We start from the raw sequence: 19,027 nt of genomic DNA, 5'->3' as shown, positions 1-19,027 counted from the left end.
CCTAAGAGGATTGTTTCATGGCCACAAACCGCTCCCGTCGTCTGCGCAAGAAGCTGTGTGTCGACGAGTTTCAGGAATTGGGCTTCGAGCTGAACCTGGAGTTCAAGGAAGATCTGGACGACCAGGCAATCGATGCTTTCCTCGACGCGTTCCTGGCAGAAGCCATGGACGCCAATGGCCTGGACTATGTAGGCGGTGACGATTTCGGCCTGGTATGCTCGGTCAAACGCGGCTCGGTCAGCGAAGAACAGCGTGCAGCCGTTGAAGCCTGGCTCAAAGGCCGCAGCGAACTGACCAAGATCGAAGTCAGCCCGCTGCTGGACGCCTGGTACCCGGAAAAGCCGATCAACAAGGCCGAGTAATTCCGGCCCGGCTCGATCGCTGAAAAGGCCACCCCTACGGGTGGCCTTTTTTATTGGCGTGCTTTTCCGTCGAACGTGGCGCATCGTCGCTGCGCTTGGGGCATAATGCGTATTCTTTCATCCTGGGGCCATCATCCCTTACAGCCCCAATGCCCTTTTCCCTCGCCGTAGGGTATTTATTCATTATGATCAAAACGCTTCGTCCCCTCGTTCTTGCCGGCCTGTTGTTGCCACTCGCCCTGCCCAGCCAGGCCGCCGCCGTAAACACCACGCTGCCGGTCAAAGTGCAGCAGGCCCTCAAGGCCAACAAGCTGCAGGATTCGGCCCTGTCGCTGGTGATGCTGCCGTTGGACGGCCCCGGCACACCGACCGTGTTCAATGCCGATGTCTCGGTGAACCCGGCCTCGACCATGAAACTGGTCACTACCTACGCCGCCCTCGAACTGCTCGGCCCGACCTTCCAGTGGAAAACCGAGTTCTACACCGACGGCACCCTGAGCAACGGTGTACTCAACGGTAACCTGTACCTCAAAGGTGGCGGCGACCCGAAACTGAACATGGAAAAGCTGTGGCTGCTGATGCGTGACCTGCGCGCCAATGGCGTGCGCACCATCACCGGCGACCTGGTGCTGGACCGCAGCCACTTCGTGCAGCCCAACCTGCCGCAGTTCAACGACGATGGCGGTGATGAGAACAAGCCGTTCCTGGTCAAGCCCGACTCGCTGCTGGTCAACCTCAAGGCCCTGCGCTTCGTGGCCCGCAACGATGGAGGCAAGGTCACCATCGCGGTCGAACCGCCGATTGCCAGCATCCGCATCGACAACCAGGTCAAGGCGGTGGCCTCCAAACAATGCTCGGGGGATGTGCGCTACAACCCGGTGCAACAGGCCGATGGCATCAGCGTAACGGTCAGCGGCCAGCTGGGTGACGGCTGCAACTCGCAGACCTACCTGTCGCTGCTCGACCACCCGACCTACGCCGCCGGTGCCGTGCGCGCGATCTGGAACGAACTGGGTGGCAGCATCCAGGGTGGCGACCGCTTCGAGAACGTGCCCAAGGGCGCACGCCTGCTGGCCCGCGCCTTCTCGCCAGACCTGGTGGAAGTGATCCGCGACATCAACAAGTACAGCAACAACACCATGGCCCAGCAGCTGTTCCTGAGCCTTGGCGCGCAGTTCCGCACCGATGCCGACGGCGACGACGCCCGCGCCGCCCAGCGCGTGGTGCGCCAGTGGCTGGCGAAGAAGGGCATTACCGCGCCGCACCTGGTGATGGAAAACGGCTCCGGCCTGTCGCGCGCCGAACGGGTCAGCACCCGGGAAATGGCCGCCATGCTGCAGGCCGCCTGGAAGAGCCCCTATGCTGCCGAGTTCATGAGCTCGATGCCGCTGGTGGGCATGGACGGCACCATGCGCAAGCGCCTGAAGCGCACCGCCATGACCGGTGAAGGGCACATCAAGACCGGTACGCTGAATACCGTGCGGGCGATTGCCGGCTTCAGCCGTGACAGCAACGGCCATACCTGGGCGGTGGCGGCGATCCTCAACGACCCGAAACCATGGGGCGCCTCGCAGGTGCTCGACCAGGTGCTGCTGGACCTGTACCGCCAGCCGAAACTGGCCGGCAGCACGGCAGCCAACTGATCGTCAGCCAGTAATGGCCTCTTCGCGGGCTTGCCCGCTCCCACAGGTACTGCACCGTTATTGAATTCGGTGCCATACCTGTGGGAGCGGGCAAGCCCGCGAAGAGGCCGGTACCGACAACCGCGAACGCTCAGGCCAACTCCCCCTCCACCCGGTCCCGCCCGCCCTGCTTGGCCGCATACACCCCTGCATCAGCCCGCAACAGCAAGGCATCGGCACCTTCCCCCGGTCGCCATCCCGCCACACCAAAACTCGCGGTCACCCTGCCCACGCCTTCCACCGGCACATTGCGCACCCCTTGCCACAGCTCGAGCGCCAGCAGCCGCGCCTGCCTGGCATCGCTGCCCGGGCACAGCACCATGAATTCCTCGCCACCCAGCCGGCAGAACACATCGGTACGCCGCAGACGCTGGCCGATACGCAAGCACAGGCTACGCAGCACGTGGTCGCCTACAGCATGGCCGAAGCGGTCATTGATGCGCTTGAAGTGATCGATGTCGAGCATGATCACCGCCAGCGCCAGGCCTTCGCGCTGGGCCCGTTCCAGTTCGACCTTGAGCCGCTCCTGGAAGTAGCGACGGTTATGGATGCCGGTCAGCGAGTCGGTGACCGACAGCGCACGCAACTCTTCCTCCACACCCTTGAGATCGGAGATGTCCGTCAGGTAGCCATGCCACAAGGTGCAACCCTGCTCGCCCACCTCCGGTGTCGCCTCGCCACGCACCCATCGCAGCCCGGCACGCGGCAGGCAGACCCGGTATTCCTCGCGCCAGGGCGACAGGTGTTCGGCCGAGTAACGCACCGACCGGCGCACGCGCTCCAGGTCATCCGGGTGGATGCGCTCGAACACCACCGTGGCATCTTCGCGCAACTGCTGCAGGTCGACTTCGTAGATGTCATACAGGCCCATGCTGGCGTACGGAAAGCAGGAATGGCCGTTGCCATCCAGGCGGTACTGGTAGATGCCCCCCGGCACCTCGGCACTGAGCTTTTCCAGCAGGCGGTCACGCGCCGCCAGCGCCTCATGCACCCGACGCCGTTCAGTGACATCGATACAGATCGCCAGGTAACCAATCCATAACCCCTGTTCATCGAGCATGGCGGTGACCAGCATGTTGGCCACCAGTTGGCTGCCATCGGCGCGTAACAAGGTCCACTCCCCCGGCTCGGTGCCATGTTCCTGCACCGTTTCGGCGAACATGGCCTGGCCGCCTGCAATCGGCCGGCCGTAACGCAGGCTCAAGGCATGGGCACGCAGGCTCAACTCCTCGGGCAGCACCAGGTCCTCCAGGCGTAGCTGGCCGATCGCCTCGCTGGCCGGGTAGCCGAGCATGCGCTCGGCGCCGGCATTGAAGGTGCTGACCACGCCCTTGAGGTTGGTAGCGATGATCGCCACCTGGGTTGCGGCATCCAGCACGCTGCGTAGCTGGTTGTGGGTGCCACGCAGGGACTGCTCGCTGACCCGCAGTTCGGCGGTGCGCTGCTCGACCAGGGCCAAGGCGCGCTGGCGCTGGCTGAACAGGCTGTAGAGCAAAAAACTGAGCAGCAGGCTCAACAAGCCGCCCAGCAGGCTCACCGCCAGCACCGGGGAGGAACGGTTGGCCTGCACGAAGGCCAGGCTCGGCCGGATACTCAGCTGGAAGTGGTGGTCAGCCAGGTGCAACAGCTGGTTGCTGGCCAGCGGCAGGGGGGCAACCGGGTTCTGCGAATCGAACATCACTTCGGGGCCATGCAACCCGGTGGGGTCGACGATGCGCACGACCAGGTTGTCGTCTGCCGCCACCGGGCGCCCGTCACTGACCAGCTCACGCATGCTCAGCAAGGCCACCACATAGCCCACTGCCGCGCCGCGGGGGTTGGCATCGGAAAACACCGGCGCCACCATCAGCAGGCCGCGCGCATCCGAGCTGGTATCGAACATGGCCAGTGGCTCGGACACTGCCATGCTGCCCGGCCCCAGCGCCCGCGCCAAGGCCGCCAAGGGCACATCCTGGCCGGCGAGGTCCAGCCCATAGGGCAGCCCGGGCAAATCACCCGACTGGGTATAGAGTACCGGGAAGTAATGGTCGCGCTGGGGGGATGGGCGCCACTGGCCTTGCTCATCCTGGTCGCGGATCACATAGCCCGGGCCGGAATACGCACTGGCCTGGCGCTCGAACTCGGCGCGTTGCGCGGCTTCGACACGCGGCGCCCAGGCGTAGGCCAGGGTCCGCTGCAGCAATGGCCGGGCGTAGCCGTCGAACTCGTATGGGGTGATTTCGTTGGAAAAGCTGAAAAAACGTCGCAGCCCGTCCAGGCGCTGCTGCTGTTCGTCAAACCGCTCGGCGATACGGCTGAAACGCTCGCTGGCCAGCAACTCGAAGCGCTGGCGCAGCTGCTGCTTGTAGAAGGTTTGCGCGGCAAGCGCCAGGACGGCCGTCAACAGGCCGCCCGCGACCAGGGCGACCAGCGCCACCGCCCAGGCGGACACCACCTCTGCGCACAGGCCAAGCAACCGCGCACGCACGCCACCCTTTGACATACACCCATCTCGTCACGTCAGCGTCCTGCGGATTATCTTGCCCTGCCCTCAGTTATAGCCATTGGCCATTAGCCGCGCAATGTACCTCGTCGCCTTAACGAAGCTGCAAACGCCAGGCACGGTGGATACGGTTATTGCGGGCGAAGTCCGGGTCCAGGGTCTGGGCCGTGATTTCCTCCACCGCGTAACGTGCCATCAGGTGCTCGTCCAGCTGGAACTTGCGGAAGTTGTTGGAGAAGTACAGCACGCCACCCGGCGCCAGGCGGGCCATGGCCAGGTCCAGCAGCTGCACGTGGTCACGCTGCACGTCGAACACGCCTTCCATGCGCTTGGAGTTGGAGAAGGTCGGAGGGTCGATGAAGATCAGGTCGTAGCTGTCGCGGTTGCCTTCCAGCCAGGCCATCACATCCCCCTGCTCCAGGCGGTTGCGCTCGGAGAAGCCATTGAGCGCCAGGTTTCGCCGCGCCCAGTCCAGGTAGGTTTTCGACAGGTCGACGCTGGTGGTGCTGCGCGCGCCCCCCTTGGCTGCATGCACGGTGGCCGTGGCGGTATAGCAGAACAGGTTGAGGAAGCGCTTGCCAGCGGCCTCGCGCTGGATGCGCATGCGCATCGGGCGATGGTCGAGGAACAGGCCGGTATCGAGGTAGTCGGTGAGGTTGACCAGCAGCTTGACGCCACCTTCGCTCACTTCCTGGAAGCGGCCTTCGGTAGCCTGGCGCTCGTACTGGCGCGTGCCGCTCTGCCGCTCGCGACGCTTGAGCACCACACGCTGCGGCGAAATGCCCAGGGCCTGCGGGATCGCTGCCAGCGCGTCGAGCAGGCGCGCCTGGGCCTTGTCCGGGTCGACCGAACGTGGCGCAGCGTATTCCTGCACGTGCACCCAGTCCTGGTACAGGTCGACCGCCAGGGCATATTCGGGCATGTCGGCATCGTACAGGCGGTAGCAATCGACCTGCTCGCGGCGCGCCCACTTGCCCAGTTGCCTGAGGTTTTTCTGCAGGCGGTTGGCGAACATCTGCGCCCCTTCCGACAGGCGCGCCGGCTCGCTGGCCAGCGCTGCCTGATGACGGATTTCCTCGCCTTCAGGCTGCGCCTCGCGACGCTCGCCGGTGACGAACTGGTCAGGCTGCACCTTGAACAGCAGCAGCTTGCACGGCAAGGCGCCGTTCCAGAACGCATACTGCTTGTGGCTGCGAATACCCATGCGCTTGCCCAACTGCGGCGCGCCGGTGAACACCGCCGCCTCCCAGCCCATGCAGGCCTGGCGCAGGCGCTCGCCGAGGTTCTGGTAGAGGTACAGCAGGCTGGCTTCATCACCCAGGCGCTCGCCATAGGGCGGGTTGCTGATGACCAGGCCTTTCTGGTTCTGGTCCGGGCGCGGCTCGAAGGTGCTGACCTCGCCCTGGTAGATCTTCACCCAATCGCCCAGGCCGGCACGCTCGACGTTGTTGCGGCCAGGCTGGATCAGCCGCGGGTCGGCCTCGTAGCCACGGATCCACAGTGGTGGCTTGGCCAAGCCGGCCTGTGCCCGCGCCTGCGCCTCGTCATGCACCTTGCGCCACAACGCCGGCACATGACCGAGCCAGGCACTGAAGCCCCAGCGTTCACGCTTGAGGTTGGGCGCGATATCGGCGGCGATCATCGCCGCTTCGACCAGGAAGGTACCCACACCACACATCGGGTCGGCCAGCGCGCCACCTTCAGCGGCAATGCGCGGCCAGCCGGCGCGGATCAGCACCGCCGCCGCCAGGTTTTCCTTGAGCGGCGCGGCCCCTTGCTGCAGGCGGTAGCCACGCTGGTGCAGGCTGTGCCCGGAGAGGTCGAGGGAGAGAATGGCTTCGCCACGGTCCAGGCGCAGGTGCACGCGCACATCAGGGTCGATCTTTTCCACCGACGGGCGCAGGCCTTCGCGGTTACGCAGCTTGTCGACAATCGCATCCTTGACCTTCAGCGCACCGAAGTGGGTGTTGTCGATGCCCGAGCCATGGCCGCTGAACTCCACCGCCAGGGTGCCGTCGGCTGCCAGGTGATCGGCCCAGTCGACCGCGTGCACACCGTCATAGAGGTCGTCGGCGTTCTTCATGGAGAAGCGCTTGAGTACCAGCAGCACCCGGTTGGCCAGACGTGACCACAGGCACAGGCGGTAGGCGGTTTCCATGTCGGCGGCGCCGCGAATGGCCGAGGTGTGCTCGCGCACGTCATCCAGGCCGAGGCCCCGGGCCTCGTCGGCAAGCAGGCCTTCCAGGCCTTTGGGGCAAGTGAGATAAAGTTCGAAACGGTCCGACATGAGTAATCCAGCGCCTTGGGCTATTTGACTGACGGGGCGACGCATCGCCCCGCGATGTTTGCCCGCACACCTTTCCAGCAGGCGTGCGGGTGGCCTTTCCCGGCACGCGAGCGTGCAATGAAAGGCCGGGCCGCCTGACCGATCTGCGCTTGGCCCAGTGGCAAAGACAGCTTAGATCATCAGGCAGTACGGAAAATTCTGGCGATATCGGGGGCGATGTGACCCTTCGTCGCATTTCAAATTATTTCTGTCATCCGCGAGCAACGCTGGCGAAATGACGTCAACGATCGGCAAACCCCGATCATAGCGGGCTCAACGCTAAACAAGGTTGAGTCGCATTTATTTACTTATCCCCTCACCCTTGGAAAGGTTACGTGCTTATGACAAATCGATCATTCACACCGTGACTCGCATTCGATAGAACTGGTCTCAGGCCACTTCGCAACGAGGTGGCACTTTCAGCTCGCCACGCCGGCAGCGAGCGCACACCGGCAGAAAGACTCTGCCCGGCCTCGGAGAGGCCGACGGGACATTACAGTCAACAAGTGAGGGCAACACCCTATGAGAAGACTTAAGCGTGATCCGTTGGAAAGAGCATATTCACGTGGCTACCAATATGGGGTCACCGGCAAATCCCGCGAACTTTGCCCCTTCAATCTTCCTTCTGTTCGCCAAGCCTGGATCAACGGCTGGCGCGAAGGTCGCGGTGATAACTGGGACGGAATGACTGGCACCGCTGGCATCCATAGACTCAACGAAAATCACGCCGTTGGCTGAACGAGGACACTGAATTCGATTCACCATGCACGCCCTATCCGGGCGGCGGGCGAAGGCCCAGGGGCCCCTTGATGGGGCCCTTTTTTATGGCTTCGAATCCATATCCGTGCGGGCTTCTTCGCGGGCTCGCCCGCTCCCACAGGTACAGCATCAGCTTCAGCAGTGCGCTGAGCCCTGTGGGAGCGGGCATGCCCGCGAATGGGCCGGCCAGGTCACCGCGGCATTGCCGCGATAGCGTCCACCGCCTCGCGAATCAGTGCCGGCCCCTTGTAAATGAAGCCCGAGTAAATCTGAACCAGGCTCGCCCCGGCAGCGATCTTCTCGGCGGCATGGCGGCCTTCGGTAATGCCACCCGCGGCAATGATCGGCAACTTGCCGCCCAGTTCACCCGCCAGCACCTTGACGATATGGGTGCTCTTCTCCAGCACCGGCGCGCCCGACAGGCCGCCCGCCTCGCCACCGTACGGCAGCCCTTCGACACCTTCACGCCCCAGCGTGGTGTTGGTGGCGATCACCGCATCCATGCCCGACTCCATCAGGGCGGCGGCTACCAGGGCGGTTTCTTCGTCGCTCATGTCCGGGGCAATCTTGATTGCCAGCGGCACGCGCTTGCCATGCGTGCCGGCCAGTTGCTCGCGGCGCTCGGCCAGGGCATCGAGCAACTGCTTGAGCGAATCGCCGAACTGCAGACTGCGCAGGCCTGGGGTGTTTGGCGAACTGACGTTGACCGTGATGTAACTGGCGTCGGTGTACACCTTGTCCAGGCAGATCAGGTAGTCATCGACGGCACGCTCCACCGGGGTGTCGAAATTCTTGCCGATGTTGATGCCCAGCACGCCGTTGTAACGCGCAGCCCGCACCCGGCCGAGCAGGTGATCAACGCCCAGGTTGTTGAAGCCCATGCGGTTGATGATGGCCGTAGCCTCCGGCAGGCGGAACAGCCGTGGCTTGGGGTTGCCCGGCTGCGGGCGCGGGGTGACGGTGCCGATTTCAACGAAGCCGAAGCCCAGTTGGGCGAAACCGTCGATGGCCGCGCCGTTCTTGTCCAGGCCGGCCGCCAGGCCCACCGGGTTGGCGAAGTTCAAGCCCATGACCGTAACCGGCAAAGCCGCCGGCTGCTTGCACAGCATGCCGTTGAGGCCGAGACGGCCACCGGCGCCGATCAGGTCCAGGGACAGGTCGTGGGAGGTTTCCGGGGAAAGCTTGAACAGCAGCTGGCGGGCCAGGGTATACATGGGCGGGCAAGGCTCGGGGTGAGTGAGGGGGCGATTATAGCCAGCGTGGGGCTGGCATGACAGCAAATCCTGGGGCTGAAACCTGTGCTGTACCTGTGGAGGCCAGTGCAGGCAGTACAAGGCAGTTGCTCCACAGTGCTGCAGCCAGATGGCACATCGGTTGCACCGGAGAAGCCCACAGCCTTATCAGTACGGGCGAGGAACCTTGTGAACACTGTACCCCGAGCAACGCCCCTGGCCTGGGTCAACGGCAGCGACGCGCCGGAAAAGCCCAGCCTGAACATCGGCTACATGGCCCTGACCGACTGCGCCTCGGTGGTAGTCGCCGCCACCCAGGGCTTCGCCCAACAGCACGGCCTAACCCTCAACCTCAAGCGCCAGGGCTCCTGGGCTGGGCTGCGCGACAAGCTGGTCAGCGGCGAACTGGATGCCGCGCACTGCCTGTATGGCCTGGTCTACGCCGTGCACCTGGGGATCGGCGGTGTACCCGCCAGTGCCATGGCCGTGCTCATGGGGCTGAACCAGAACGCCCAGGCCATAAATCTGTCCCCGGCCCTGCAACGCAAAGGCGTGACCAACCCTGAAGCATTGGCGCGCCTGGTGCACCAGCATGGCGCACGCCTCACCTTCGCCCAGACCTTCCCCACCGGCACCCACGCCATGTGGCTGTACTACTGGCTGGCCAGCCAGGGCATCCACCCGCTGCGCGATGTCGACAGCGTGGTGGTGCCGCCAGCGCAAATGGCCGCGCATATCCAGGCCGGGCGCATCGACGGTTTCTGCGTGGGCGAACCCTGGGCTGCCGATGCAGTGGCCACGGGCCAGGGCTTCACCCTGGCCACCAGCCAGTCGATCTGGCCGGATCACCCGGAAAAGGTCCTGGCCTGCGCCCGCGCCTTCACCGAACAATACCCCAACAGCGCCCGCGCGCTGGTCAAGGCGGTCCTCGCCGCCAGCCGCTTCATCGAGCAAAGCCCGGAAAACCGCCGCAGCACTGCGCAACTGCTCAGCGGCAGCGCCTACCTGGACACCCCGCTGGCGAGTATCGAACCGCGCCTGCTCGGCAGCTATCACGACGGCTTGGGCAACCACTGGCAAGACCCGCACGCCCTGCGCCTGCACGACCAGGGGCGGGCCAACCTGCCGTACCTGTCCGACGGCATGTGGTTCATGACCCAGTTCCGCCGCTGGGGCCTGCTGCGCGAAGACCCCGACTATCTCGGCGTGGCACGCCAGGTCCAGCAGTTGGCACTCTATGGCGAGGCGGCACAAAGTCTGGGCGTGGCCTGCCCCGAGCAGCCGATGCGCAGCAGCCTGTTGATCGACGGCAGCCGCTGGGACGGCAGTGACCCTTACGGTTATGCCCGCAGTTTCAGCCTGCATGCCCTGGGCGACCTGCCCGATGCCCGTGTCGGCGCGTGAGGGGGACCACCATGTTGCGCATCCTGCTGATCGACGACACCCAGAGCAAACTCGGCCGCCTCAAGGCGGCATTGAGCGAGGCCGGCTTCGAGGTCATCGAAGCCCCAGACCTGACCATCGACCTGCCCGCCTGCGTCGAAACGGTGCGCCCGGACGTGGTGCTGATCGATACCGATTCACCGGACCGCGATGTGATGGAACAGGTGGTGCTGGTCAGCCGTGACCAGCCGCGGCCCATCGTCCTGTTCACCGACGAGCACGACCCCGGGGTGATGCGCCAGGCGATCCAGGCGGGGGTCAGCGCCTACATTGTCGAAGGCATCCATGCCGCGCGGCTGCAGCCAATCCTGGACGTGGCCATGGCCCGTTTCGAAAGTGACCAGGCGCTGAAGGCGCAACTGCTTGCGCGCGACCAGCAACTGGCTGAGCGCAAGCGCATCGAGCAGGCCAAGGGTTTGCTGATGAAAATGAAGGACTGCAACGAAGAACAGGCCTACACCCTGATGCGCCGCCAGGCCATGAGCCGGCAGCAGAAGCTGATCCAGGTGGCCGAGCAGATCATTGCCATGCACGAGATGCTCGGGTGATGGGACTGGCATGAGATCTCCCAGGCGGTGAAAATCTCATGCCAGCCCCTGCCAACAGTTGGCCCATCTCTTGCTGAACAAATATCACCGGTAGCCAACGGCGGTTGCCCCACTTAATCCCCGACAAAGACGTCGCTCTCCCCTCCACCCACGTGGAGCGGGTAGCGGCGTCTTTTTCGTTCCGTTGCATTACCGAGTGAGGTGTTCGATGAGTACCAGCTTCTGGAAATCCGGGCATGTGCCCACGCTGTTCGCCGCGTTCCTGTACTTCGACCTCAGCTTCATGGTCTGGTACCTGCTTGGCCCACTGGCGGTGCAGATTGCCGCCGATCTGCAACTGAGTGCACAACAACGGGGCCTGATGGTGGCCACGCCGATCCTGGCCGGGGCGGTCCTGCGCTTCGCCATGGGCGTGCTGGTCGACCGCCTGTCGCCCAAGACCGCCGGGCTGATCGGCCAAGTGGTGGTCATCGTCGCCCTCGCCGCCGCCTGGCACCTGGGCGTGCACAGCTACGAACAAGCGTTGCTGCTGGGTGTATTCCTCGGCTTTGCCGGCGCCTCGTTCGCCGTGTCACTGCCGCTGGCCTCGCAGTGGTATCCGCCACAGCACCAGGGCAAAGCCATGGGCATTGCCGGTGCCGGCAACTCCGGCACGGTATTCGCCGCCCTGCTGGCCCCGGCGCTGGCCGCGGGTTTTGGCTGGAACAATGTGTTCGGCTTCGCGCTGATCCCGCTGTCGCTCGCCCTGGTGGTGTTCGCCCTGCTGGCACGCAATGCTCCACAGCGGCCCAAGCCAAAAGCCATGGCCGACTACCTCAAGGCCCTGGGCGACCGTGACAGCTGGTGGTTCATGTTCTTCTACAGCGTCACCTTCGGCGGCTTCATCGGCCTGGCCAGCGCCCTGCCCGGCTATTTCAGCGACCAATATGGCCTGAGCCCGGTCACCGCCGGCTACTACACCGCCGCCTGCGTGTTCGCCGGCAGCCTGATGCGCCCACTCGGCGGTGCCTTGGCCGACCGCTTCGGCGGCATCCGCACCCTGCTGGGCATGTACAGCGTGGCGGCCATCTGCATCGCGGCGGTCGGCTTCAACCTGCCCAGCGCAGCCGCCGCACTGGCACTGTTCATCAGCGCCATGCTCGGCCTGGGCGCAGGCAATGGCGCGGTGTTCCAGCTGGTGCCGCAACGCTTCCGCCAGGAGATAGGGGTGATGACCGGGCTGATCGGCATGGCCGGCGGCATCGGAGGCTTCCTGCTGGCGGCCGGGCTTGGCACCATCAAGCAGCACACCGGCGACTACCAGCTGGGGCTGTGGCTGTTCGCCAGCCTGGGCTTGCTGGCCTGGTTCGGCCTGCACGGCGTGAAACAGCGCTGGCGCACCACCTGGGGCTCTGCAGCGGTTACCGCAGCGCGGGTCTGAGGCACAGCCATGAGCCTGCAACTGAGCTTTGCCCAGGCCAGCGCCACCGGGCCGCGCGAGGAAAACCAGGACGCCCTGCGCCTGGTTACCCCGGCGCCGGAGCTGGCCGCCAGCAAGGGCTACCTGTTCGCCCTCGCCGACGGCGTCAGCCAATGTGCCGATGGCGGCCTGGCCGCCCGTGCCAGCCTGCAGGCGCTGGCCCTGGACTACTACGCCACCCCCGCGACCTGGAGCGTGCCCCAGGCTCTCGACCGCCTGCTGCTGGCGCAGAACCGCTGGCTGCGTGCCCAAGGTAGCGGCCAGCCATTGCTGACCACCCTCAGCGCGCTGGTGCTGCGTGGCCGGCGCTTTACCCTGGCACACGTAGGCGACTGCCGCGTGTACCGCTGGCACGCCGGACGCCTGCAGTGCCTGAGCGAAGACCATGTGTGGGACCAGCCCGGCATGCAGCATGTGCTCAAGCGCGCGCTGGGCCTGGACCAGCACCTGCTGGTGGACTATCTGGAAGGCGAGCTGCAGCCGGGTGAAAGCTTCCTGCTGCTGAGCGATGGCGTATGGGCAAGCCTGGGCGACCAGCACATCCAGGCGGTGCTGCGCGAGCAACCCGACCTGCAACTGGCCGTCGACACCCTGGTCGCCAGCGCACACCTCAACGGCAGCCAGGACAACGCCAGCGCCTTGTTGGTGCAGGTCGAGCAACTGGGCACGGCCAACCTGGGCGATACCCTGGCGCAGCTGCAGCAATGGCCGATACCCGGCCCGCTGCGTGAGGGCCAGGCAATCGATGGCTGGCAAGCTGAAAAGCTGCTTTCGCACAGCCGCCAGTCGCTGCTGTACCGAGTGCGCGATGGCCAGGGCCAAACCTGGCTGCTGAAGACGCTGCCAGCCGCGCGCGAGCAGGAGCCCGGAGCGGCGCAAGGGCTGTTGCTGGAAGAGTGGTTCCTGCGCCGGGTCGCTGGCCGGCACTTCCCCGAGCTGCACGCTGCCAGCCAGCGCCAGCACCTGTACTACGTGATGCGCGAATATTCCGGCCAGAGCCTGGCGGCGCTGCTGGCCGAGCACGGCCCGCTGCCCGTGCCGCAGTGGCTGGAGCTGGCCCGGCAACTGCTGCAGGCGGTCGGCGTACTGCACCGGCGCAACCTGCTGCACCGCGACATCAAGCCAGAGAACCTGCACCTGGGCAGCGATGGCCAGCTGCGCCTGCTGGACTTCGGCCTGGCCTACTGCCCGGGCCTGTCCGAAGACCCGCTGCACGAGTTGCCAGGCACACCGTCATACATTGCCCCGGAAGCGTTCGACGGCCAGCCGCCCAGCCCACGCCAGGACCTGTATGCCGTTGGCGTGACGCTCTACCACCTGCTGACCGGGCACTACCCGTACGGCGAGGTGGAGGCCTTCCAGCGCCCGCGCTTCGGCCAACCGGTCAACGCCGCACGCTACCGCCCCGACCTGCCGGAATGGCTGCAGCACAACCTGCAGCAGGCGCTGGCAGCCGACCCGGCGCAGCGCTTCGAAACCGCCGAACACTGGTTGCTGCTGCTCGAACGTGGCGACCGCCAGGAACTGCCCAGCCGGCCACGGCCGTTGCTGGAGCGCGAGCCGTTGAAGGTCTGGCGCACCCTGGCCCTGCTGTCCTTGCTGTTCAACCTGATATTGCTGCTCACCCTGCTCAAGGGCTGAACGCACCTTGCCGATGAGGAAACCCTGATGAATGCAAAAGTCTGGCTGGTTGGTGCTGGCCCTGGTGACCCCGAACTGCTCACCCTCAAGGCTGTACGCGCCTTGCAGCAAGCCGCTGTGGTGATGATCGACGACCTGGTCAACCCGGCGGTGCTGGAGCATTGCCCGCAGGCCCGGGTGATTGCTGTAGGCAAGCGCGGCGGCTGCCGCTCTACGCCGCAGGCGTTCATCCAGCACCTGATGTTGCGCCATGCGCGGCAAGGGCGCTGCGTGGTGCGGCTCAAGGGCGGCGACCCGTGCATCTTCGGCCGTGGCGGTGAAGAGGCGCTGTGGCTGCAGGGGCATGGCATCGAGGTGGAAGTGGTCAACGGCATCACCGCCGGCCTGGCCGGCGCCACGCAATGCGGGATTTCCCTGACCTCAAGGGGTGTGAGCCGAGGCGTGACGCTGGTCACGGCACATACCGAGGACGACAGCGAGCTGAACTGGGCGGCCTTGGCCCAGGGCGGGACGACGCTGGTGGTGTACATGGGCGTGGCCAGGCTGGAGCAGGTACGCCAAGGGTTGCTGGACGGCGGCATGGCACCGGGGATGCCGGTGGCGATGATCGAAAATGCATCGTTGCCACAGCAGCGGGAGTGCAGGAGCGATGTGCGCAGGATGGTGGAGGATGCGCGAGGGTTTGGCTTGCGTAGCCCGGCGATATTGGTGATTGGGGAGGTGGTTGGGGAACAGGTGGTTCAGGAATTGGTGGCAATTGCAGGATGATACAGTGCCTGTAAAGGCCCCTTCGCGGGCTTGCCCGCTCCCACAGGTTCGTCGTATCCCGCAGGCTATGCGCAATTTCTGTGGGAGCGGGCAAGCCCGCGAAAGGGCCGGCACACACCACACAAATCCCAGGCAAAGAAAAACCCGGCCGAGGCCGGGTTTTTCATGAAGCTTCAAACCAATTACTTGGCCTGGGCTTCTACCTGAGCTTCAACGCGACGGTTGATAGCGCGGCCTTCTTCGGTGGCGTTGTCGGCAACCGGACGGGTTTCGCCGTAGCCAACCGAGTCAACACGGCTGGATTCTACGCCGTACTGCTGGGTCAGGACCTGCTTGACAGCGTTGGCACGACGCTCGGACAGCTTCTGGTTGTAAGCGTCTGGGCCGACGGAGTCAGTGTGACCTTCCACGGTGGTGGTGGTCTGTGGGTACTGCTTCATGAAGTCAGCCAGGTTCTTGATGTCGCCGTAGCTGTTTGGCTTGACAACCGACTTGTCGAAGTCGAACTTGACGTCCAGCTCAACGCGAACGACTTCGGCAACAGCCGGGCAGCCATCAGCGTCAACGGTAACGTTGGCCGGGGTGTCAGGGCACTTGTCGACATTGTCGCAAACGCCGTCGTTGTCGGAGTCGGAGCACACTTCGGCAACTGGAGCCGGAGCGACTTCAGCTTGCTTCGGGCTACCGCCGAAGTTCAGACCAACACCAACGGTCGGACCCCACTCGGTGTTGCCGTTGTCGATGTTGTACATGGCTTCTACGCCAGCACGGGCGAAGAACATGTCGGTGATGTACCACTTGGCGCCAGCGCCAACGTTGGCGAAGGTGGAGTGGTCGCGGCCGCTACGAGTGGCCTGGCCCAGGCTCTCGTGAGCGAAACCGGCGGAAACGTACGGACGCAGAGCGTCGCCCACGGTACCGAAGTGGTAGGTGGCGTCGAGCTTGGTCTTGGAACCTTTGATGTCTTTGTTGAAGACTTCACCACGAGCGTTGTGGGTCTCGTTGTAGCCGAGGTCCAGGGAAACGTCGTCGGTCAGGAAGTAGCCCAGGCGAACACCAGGATTGGTGCCGTCGTTCTTGAAGTTACGTTCGCTGTCGTAGTACTGCTTGGTAACGTTGCCTTCGATTTCTACAGCGCCTTGGCCTTGAGCCAGAACGCCGAACGAAGTAGCAGCGACGAGCGAGCCAATGGCCAAGCCCAAGGTGTTTTTCAATTTCATCCGTTAAATCCCCATCTGGTGATAGTTAAGCAGTCCCACCACAAACAAGGGGGACAACTCGACGGCTAGTCTAGCAGAACTCGCCGGTTCGTTAGAGATATTTGCACGCCACTAAGTTTCATCGAGGCCGGCAAATTTCTCCCGAAGCTTGTCTAGCGCGCGCTTGTAGCGCATTTTTGTGGCGCTCAGGCCCATGTGCATGATGTCGGCAATTTCCTGAAATTCCAGCTCTGCGACAAAACGCAGCACCAGGATTTCCCGGTCAATCGGGTTCACATGCACCAGCCATTTGTCCAGCCCGCCTTTTTCTTCCGGCTTCGGAGCCTTGTCTTCGGACGCCTCTTCCACAGGGTCCAGACTCAAGGCATCCATCAACCGACGTTTACGGCGCTCCTTGCGGTACTGGGTAATGCATTCGTTGTAGGTGATGCTGTAGAGCCAGGTCTTGAACTTGGACTTACCCTCGAAGTTCTTCAGCCCGTACAGCACTTTCAACATGACTTCCTGACAGACATCGTCCGCGTCACGGTCGTTCCCCAGATAACGCGCACAGACGTTGAACAGGGTCCGTTGGTAGCGCCGCATGAGCTCCTCATAGGCGCGGGTAACGTGGTACAGCTCCTCATGCGAACGCGCCACCAACTCTTCGTCGGTGAGCTCGCGGGGGTCATAACGCATGGGCGGCGAATGAACTTTATTCAAAACGGATCTGGCCGACAGTCAGGTCAATGTCGCCGCGCGACCCCGTGGGTCGATTTTCGCGGCGGCATACATTAACAGCTTTGTGCGGTTAGCGGCTATTGACTCGCTGTTCAAGCAGCTCGCGGTTGGACAGCGACACCAGTTCGCCGTCATCGGTCAGCAGCGTCGTCTTCACCGTACCGATCTCCTCGATATGCCCTTCGACCTCTCCAATCCGCACCTGCTGGCCCACCTGGTACAGCTCGCGCACGTAGATGCCGGCCAGGATCTGCCCGGCGATTTCGCGGCTGCCAAGGCCCATTGCCAGCGCAACGGCCAGACCAACGGTAATCAGCCCGATCACGATCACATGGTTCAGCAGGTCGGTTTTCACCTCCAGCTGGCTGATGGCCACCGAGATGCTGATGATGATCACCAGGCCCTGGGTGATGCGCCCCAGGCCTGCCGAGTATTCCAGGCCGATGCCTTCGGCAGCGCCGCGCACCAGGCCGTTCGCCACCTGGGCCAGCAGCACGCCGGCCAGCAGCACCAGGGCTGCGCCGAACACCTTCGGCAGGTACAGGGCGAGCATGTCGAGGGTTGCCGAAACCCGCTCCAGGCCCAGCGATTCAGCGGCCGAGACCAGGAAGATGAGCAGCACGAACCAGTAGACGATCTTGCCGATCAGGGTCGAGATCGGTACCTGGATACCGACCCGGCCGAGCATCTTGGTCAGACCGGTGCCGGCCATCAGGCGGTCCAGGCCGAACTTGGCCAGCAGTTTGGACAGCAGCGTGTCGAGCAGCTTGGCCACCACGAAACCGAGCAGCACCACGACCAGCGCGCCGAACAGGTTGGGGATGAAGTTCGCTACCTTGGTCCAAAGGGCAGTCATGGCGGTGACCAGGCTCTGGGTCCAGAGATCGAGTTCCATATTCAATCGGCCTTATCTGCTTTGCCGCCGTTGGCAGCGTTGCGGGAAGAGTGTCGACGCACCGGCGCCACATGCGCCGCGCCATTGTTCACGGCGATCAGCAGCGCCTGGCTCCAGCGGCCAAGCAGGCTGAACAGATCACCTGCGCCAACCTGGCGGTTGGCGGTTTTCAGCACGCGACCCAGGCAAGCGGCGTCGTCCCGGTCATCCCGGTCATTGCCGGAGGGTGACGCCTTGAGCAGGTCGCGCAGGGATTCTTCAAACGGATCGTGCATGGGCACCTCGCGCAGTGTCAGTCAGAGACGAGATGGCCGGGCGATGGGTCACACATCGCATTGGGACGAGTGTTTCAAAATGAATGCGTGCCGGCTTCTTCGCGGGCACGCTCGCTCCCACAGGGACCCCACAGAAGGCTGTGGAGTACCTGTGGGAGCGAGCGTGCCCGCGAAGAGGCCAGAACAGGCAGAACATTTCTAGACCCACCGCAACCGCCGGAACAGCCACCACTGCCCCACCGCCAACCCCAGCACGACGATGCAGGCAAACAGGAAGCCATAGGGGTTTTCCGCCCCCGGGATGCCGCCGACATTGATGCCCAGCAGACCGGTGATGAAGCTCATGGGCAGGAAGATGCAGGTGATGATGCCGAAGCGATACATGGTGCGGTTCATCCGCTCGCTGCGCCGGCGATCCTGGCTTTCCAGCACCAGCGCGGCCCGCTCGCGGGTCAGTTCCAGCTCTTCGAGGTAGCGGATCAGGCTGTTGTTCAGCTCGTTCCAGTAATCGGCATCGGCATCGACGAACCAGCTCCATTTGCTACGCGACAGCTGGGCATAGATCTCCCGCTGCGGGGCAAGGAAACGTCGTAAGCCGGCGGCACGCCGGCGAATCTGCTGCAGGCAGCCGTTCTCCGGGGTGTACCGTTCGTCGGATTCAACCTTTTCTTCTTCCAGGTCGACCAGTTCAGACAGATCGCTGACCAGGCCCTGAACCTTTTCGGTCAGCAGTTCGCCCATCAGCAGCAACAGCTCGGAAGCCGATTTCGGCCCCCTGCCCTCTTCGAGCTGCTGGAGAATCTCGTCACTGGCGCGCAACGGCCGCAGGCGCAGCGAGATGACCCGCTGCGCCTCGGCGAAGATGCGCACCGAGACCATGTCCTCGGGCTCTGCACCCGGGTTGAGGTTGACCCCACGCAGGAACAGCAGCAGCTGTTCATCGGCCATGGGCAGCAGGCGCGGCCGGGTGTTTTCTTCCAGCAACAGCTCGCAGGCGAACGCACTCAGGCCGCTGTCGTGCAGCAGCCAGGTGCGGGTTTGCGGATGGCTGCGGTCCCAGTGCAGCCACAGGCTCTGCTCGGGTTGCAGCTGCAGGTCGTCCAGCTCGGTACGGGCAATCGAGCGCGCACCGCCTTTGCCATCGAGCACCAGGGCGTGTACCAGCCCCCACTGCGCGTTGTCTTCCTCGAACATCAAAGCTCCATCAGCGCGGGC

The 19,027-nt window shown here is 64.2% G+C and carries 16 protein-coding genes; 8 read left to right on the top strand and 8 right to left on the bottom strand.

Annotated features, from left to right (window positions below; all coding sequences use genetic code 11):
• Positions 1-17 precede the first annotated feature (17 nt).
• Together A4C63_RS17925 and dacB are read left to right on the top strand one after the other, a co-directional pair.
• Positions 18-362, top strand: a complete 345-nt coding sequence (locus A4C63_RS17925) for a YggL family protein (protein WP_004376110.1) — start codon at positions 18-20, stop codon at positions 360-362.
• 185 nt (positions 363-547) lie between these two features.
• Positions 548-2,005, top strand: a complete 1,458-nt coding sequence (gene dacB, locus A4C63_RS17920; protein ID WP_063913864.1) for a D-alanyl-D-alanine carboxypeptidase/D-alanyl-D-alanine-endopeptidase — start codon at positions 548-550, stop codon at positions 2,003-2,005.
• A gap of 130 nt (positions 2,006-2,135) precedes the next feature.
• On the opposite strand, the gene A4C63_RS17915 is transcribed toward dacB, so the two are convergent.
• Both A4C63_RS17915 and rlmKL read right to left on the bottom strand, forming a co-directional pair.
• Complete coding sequence (locus A4C63_RS17915; protein WP_063913863.1) at positions 2,136-4,526, bottom strand: diguanylate cyclase; 2,391 nt, start codon at positions 4,524-4,526, stop codon at positions 2,136-2,138.
• Positions 4,527-4,620: 94 nt separating this feature from the next.
• Positions 4,621-6,813: a bifunctional 23S rRNA (guanine(2069)-N(7))-methyltransferase RlmK/23S rRNA (guanine(2445)-N(2))-methyltransferase RlmL gene (gene rlmKL / locus A4C63_RS17910; protein ID WP_063913862.1), complete on the bottom strand. Its 2,193-nt coding sequence runs from the start codon at positions 6,811-6,813 to the stop codon at positions 4,621-4,623.
• Positions 6,814-7,374: 561 nt separating this feature from the next.
• Between rlmKL and rmf the strand changes: the two genes are divergently transcribed.
• Positions 7,375-7,590 carry a ribosome modulation factor gene (rmf, locus tag A4C63_RS25865; protein ID WP_003248687.1) on the top strand — a complete coding sequence of 72 codons (216 nt, stop codon included), beginning with the start codon at positions 7,375-7,377 and terminating at the stop codon, positions 7,588-7,590.
• A gap of 212 nt (positions 7,591-7,802) precedes the next feature.
• Here rmf and A4C63_RS17905 read toward each other — a convergent pair whose 3' ends face one another.
• Positions 7,803-8,825, bottom strand: coding sequence for a quinone-dependent dihydroorotate dehydrogenase (locus tag A4C63_RS17905; RefSeq protein WP_063913861.1), 1,023 nt, complete (start codon positions 8,823-8,825; stop codon positions 7,803-7,805).
• A 207-nt stretch (positions 8,826-9,032) separates the two neighbouring features.
• On the opposite strand from A4C63_RS17905, the gene A4C63_RS17900 reads away from it, so the two are divergent.
• The 5 genes from A4C63_RS17900 to cobA all read left to right on the top strand — a co-directional run bounded on the left by A4C63_RS17900 (position 9,033) and on the right by cobA (position 14,702).
• Positions 9,033-10,247, top strand: coding sequence for a CmpA/NrtA family ABC transporter substrate-binding protein (locus tag A4C63_RS17900; protein ID WP_063913860.1), 1,215 nt, complete (start codon positions 9,033-9,035; stop codon positions 10,245-10,247).
• An 11-nt stretch (positions 10,248-10,258) separates the two neighbouring features.
• Complete coding sequence (locus A4C63_RS17895) at positions 10,259-10,834, top strand: ANTAR domain-containing response regulator (RefSeq protein ID WP_025338289.1); 576 nt, start codon at positions 10,259-10,261, stop codon at positions 10,832-10,834.
• 208 nt (positions 10,835-11,042) lie between these two features.
• On the top strand, positions 11,043-12,254 hold the full coding sequence (locus A4C63_RS17890) for a NarK/NasA family nitrate transporter (RefSeq protein WP_063913859.1): 1,212 nt from the start codon (positions 11,043-11,045) through the stop codon (positions 12,252-12,254).
• A 9-nt stretch (positions 12,255-12,263) separates the two neighbouring features.
• Positions 12,264-13,934, top strand: coding sequence for a bifunctional protein-serine/threonine kinase/phosphatase (locus A4C63_RS17885; RefSeq protein WP_063913858.1), 1,671 nt, complete (start codon positions 12,264-12,266; stop codon positions 13,932-13,934).
• 27 nt (positions 13,935-13,961) lie between these two features.
• Positions 13,962-14,702, top strand: coding sequence for a uroporphyrinogen-III C-methyltransferase (gene cobA, locus A4C63_RS17880; protein ID WP_063913857.1), 741 nt, complete (start codon positions 13,962-13,964; stop codon positions 14,700-14,702).
• A gap of 182 nt (positions 14,703-14,884) precedes the next feature.
• On the opposite strand, the gene A4C63_RS17875 is transcribed toward cobA, so the two are convergent.
• From A4C63_RS17875 to A4C63_RS17855, 5 genes are all read right to left on the bottom strand, one after another.
• The gene (locus A4C63_RS17875; RefSeq protein ID WP_063913856.1) at positions 14,885-15,922 is read right to left on the bottom strand and encodes an OmpA family protein; all 1,038 of its coding nucleotides are present in this window, start codon (positions 15,920-15,922) and stop codon (positions 14,885-14,887) included.
• A gap of 111 nt (positions 15,923-16,033) precedes the next feature.
• Positions 16,034-16,600: an RNA polymerase sigma factor SigX gene (gene sigX / locus A4C63_RS17870; RefSeq protein ID WP_003248665.1), complete on the bottom strand. Its 567-nt coding sequence runs from the start codon at positions 16,598-16,600 to the stop codon at positions 16,034-16,036.
• A gap of 112 nt (positions 16,601-16,712) precedes the next feature.
• Positions 16,713-17,537, bottom strand: a complete 825-nt coding sequence (locus A4C63_RS17865) for a mechanosensitive ion channel domain-containing protein (RefSeq protein ID WP_004376138.1) — start codon at positions 17,535-17,537, stop codon at positions 16,713-16,715.
• A gap of 2 nt (positions 17,538-17,539) precedes the next feature.
• A complete protein-coding gene (locus A4C63_RS17860; RefSeq protein WP_063913855.1) occupies positions 17,540-17,812 on the bottom strand; it encodes a hypothetical protein in 273 nt (90 codons plus the stop codon).
• A gap of 198 nt (positions 17,813-18,010) precedes the next feature.
• Positions 18,011-19,006, bottom strand: a complete 996-nt coding sequence (locus A4C63_RS17855) for a zinc transporter ZntB (protein ID WP_063913854.1) — start codon at positions 19,004-19,006, stop codon at positions 18,011-18,013.
• Positions 19,007-19,027 lie beyond the last annotated feature (21 nt).

It is taken from the genome of Pseudomonas sp. p21 (assembly GCF_001642705.1).
Lineage (GTDB): Bacteria > Pseudomonadota > Gammaproteobacteria > Pseudomonadales > Pseudomonadaceae > Aquipseudomonas.
Note: the sequence above shows the minus strand (reverse complement) of the source record. Positions and strands in the feature narration are given on the sequence as shown.